1 protein-coding gene is annotated in these 1,331 nt (G+C 50.0%); it reads right to left on the bottom strand.

Annotation, left to right across the window (positions count from 1 at the left end; translation table 11 throughout):
- On the bottom strand, window positions 1–907 hold a 907-nt coding region (locus ACO6V1_RS23970; RefSeq protein ID WP_422469114.1), incomplete at its 3' end, for a hypothetical protein.
- Between the last annotated feature and the right edge of the window lie 424 nt (window positions 908–1,331).

Genomic DNA, 1,331 nt, shown 5'->3' with positions numbered 1-1,331 from the left:
ACTGATCTTTCCGGGCTTTGAGTTCGGTGGCACAGACATGGGCTACGGACAGGGATATCCGCTCAGGCAGCCGTACCCATTGTTTGTTGGCGGTGAATCCGCCAACCCGTATGGCCGTTGCCAGGGCTGCCTGGAAGCCAGTGTCTTCCCAGGGTGCATTGTTAAGCACAAGGTGGGTATTCTCTTTCAGGTTGGCCAAAGCCCCTTCAGAAAAAACCAGGCGACCCCGATCATTGAGGGTGATACCACCAAACAGTTGATGGTACCAGTTGTCGGTGGTGGCAAAGTTGATGGTGACGCGGAGGGCATTGGCCGGGATGTCTTCCGTGGTTTTTTGGGCCAGCAAGGTTTCATCGGTCACCGAATCAGCAATATAGCAGTCGGCTTCTGGTACGGCCTTTTCCGGCATTTGTCCTAATCTGCGCCAGAGGTCGGGGTTGGCGGGCTTACTTCCGTCCAGCATCCCGTGGTTGACCAGAAATACCCGCCGGATTTGGTCGCCCAGTGGTTTATCGTTACACTTGGGGCACACCTGAAGGAGGTCATTAAAGCTGGCAATATCACCGGGTGTCATGGCGGTCAGGTCAAACACCAGGGTCATCGGCTCATCCGTAAACAGTCGGCCTTCCGCTTTTTTTAATTGGCCGCCCTCTAGCCAGGTTTGTTGCATCAGGCCCTGTTTTTCCAGATCATCCAGCGCGCGAATGCAATAGGTTGCAGGCTGTTCATGGCGTAATTGATCAATAATTCGCTGTTGGGTTAACGGAGTATTGGCAAAATAGAACTCACCGGTGCTCAGGCTCTGATGGGCCGCTTCCTGATCCGTTGAGCGGGCGGTGGAGTGATCGCTTTGAAAGTGAGAGGTAACTTGACAGGCAGCGGCAGGCCTTTGTCCTAAATCAGGCATTGGGACTTTTTGAGGTTCAATTAATCTTGATCGCTTTGCTGAAGATTGCTGAAGCTTTGCCTGTCCATCGGAAAAATCCGATATTTTCCTTATGTTTCCCACCTGGTGTGGTAAAGAGTGGGTTACTGTTTGACTTGGCAAGGAGTGATAATTGATAACTTCATTTATTGTTTTGTCCATTTGATCATCCATGCCTGATTTATGAATGCCGGTGTCAGGAAATTTTGGACAAAAAAATAATAAGAAGGTTCCTGCTACGGAAACCCCATTTTGCAGCGGCGGTGGACGCCAGGGCTAAATGGACAATTCATGATGAGTGGATGCTCAACCGAAAGGAAAACCAGTTCAACTGGCTGGCCGGTATGCTGATGGCATTACTACAAACGAAATCATAAGTAGCCAGAAAATATAATTTCATTTGGTT

Source organism: Endozoicomonas sp. ALC013 (genome assembly GCF_049310205.1).
Lineage (GTDB): Bacteria > Pseudomonadota > Gammaproteobacteria > Pseudomonadales > Endozoicomonadaceae > Endozoicomonas.
This window is presented reverse-complemented; position numbering and strand designations above follow the sequence as displayed.